2 rRNA genes are annotated in these 1208 nt (G+C 58.9%); both read right to left on the reverse strand.

The window, feature by feature from the left end:
• Window positions 1–11 precede the first annotated feature (11 nt).
• A 5S ribosomal RNA gene (rrf, locus tag DPM12_RS22650) occupies window positions 12–128 on the reverse strand.
• 101 nt (window positions 129–229) lie between these two features.
• A 23S ribosomal RNA gene (locus tag DPM12_RS22655) occupies window positions 230–1208 on the reverse strand; the annotation flags it as partial.

Genomic DNA, 1208 nt, shown 5'->3' on the forward strand with positions numbered 1-1208 from the left:
TCTGAGTGTGTGGCCGGCGGTGTCCTACTCTCCCACCCTGTTTCCGGGGCAGTACCATCGGCGCTGAAGGGCTTAGCTTCCGGGTTCGGTATGGGTCCGGGCGTTTCCCCTTCGCTGTGACCGCCGGCACGGTTGTGATGTTATCAAACCCTGTGGGTGTGGGCTTGGGTGGGGGTTGGTCGTGTTTTCAGAGTTGCATAGTGGATGCGGGCACCCGCGTGTTGGGGTGTGTGTCAAGTCCTCGGCCTATTAGTACCAGTCAGCTGCACCTGTTACCAGGCTTTCACGTCTGGCCTATCAACCCAGTGGTCTGCTGGGGGCCTTACCCACGCGGTGGTGGTGGCAGACCTCATCTTGAAGGTGGCTTCCCGCTTAGATGCTTTCAGCGGTTATCCGTGCCGGACGTAGCTAACCAGCGGTGCTCCTGGCGGAACAACTGGCGCACTAGAGGTCCGTCCGTCCCGGTCCTCTCGTACTAGGGACAGTGCTTCTCAAGTCTGCTGCGCCCGCAGCGGATAGGGACCGAACTGTCTCACGACGTTCTAAACCCAGCTCGCGTGCCGCTTTAATGGGCGAACAGCCCAACCCTTGGGACCGGCTCCGGCCCCAGGATGCGACGAGCCGACATCGAGGTGCCAAACCATGCCGTCGATATGGACTCTTGGGCAGGATCAGCCTGTTATCCCCGGGGTACCTTTTATCCGTTGAGCGACAGCGCTTCCACGCGCGACTGCCGGATCACTAGTTCCACCTTTCGGTCCTGCGCGACGCGTCGGTCTTGCAGTCAAGCTCCCTTGTGCACTTGCACTCGCCACCTGATTGCCAACCAGGCTGAGGGAACCTTTGAGCGCCTCCGTTACCTTTTGGGAGGCAACCGCCCCAGTTAAACTACCCACCAGGCACTGTCCCTGATCCGGGTCACGGACCGAGGTTAGATGCTCCGAACGACCAGAGTGGTATTTCAACGGTGACTCCACGAGCACTGGCGTGCCCGTTTCACAGTCTCCCACCTATGCTACACAAGCCGAACCGAACACCAATACCAAGCTGTAGTAAAGGTCCCGGGGTCTTTCCGTCCTGCTGCGGGTAACGAGCATCTTTACTCGTAGTGCAATTTCACCGAGTCCGTGGTTGAGACAGTGGGAAAGTCGTTACGCCATTCGTGCAGGTCGGAACTTACCCGACAAGGAATTTCGCTACCTTAGGAT

The sequence above is a fragment of the Phytoactinopolyspora halophila genome, assembly GCF_003287285.1.
In the GTDB taxonomy this organism is placed as follows: domain Bacteria; phylum Actinomycetota; class Actinomycetes; order Jiangellales; family Jiangellaceae; genus Phytoactinopolyspora_A; species Phytoactinopolyspora_A halophila.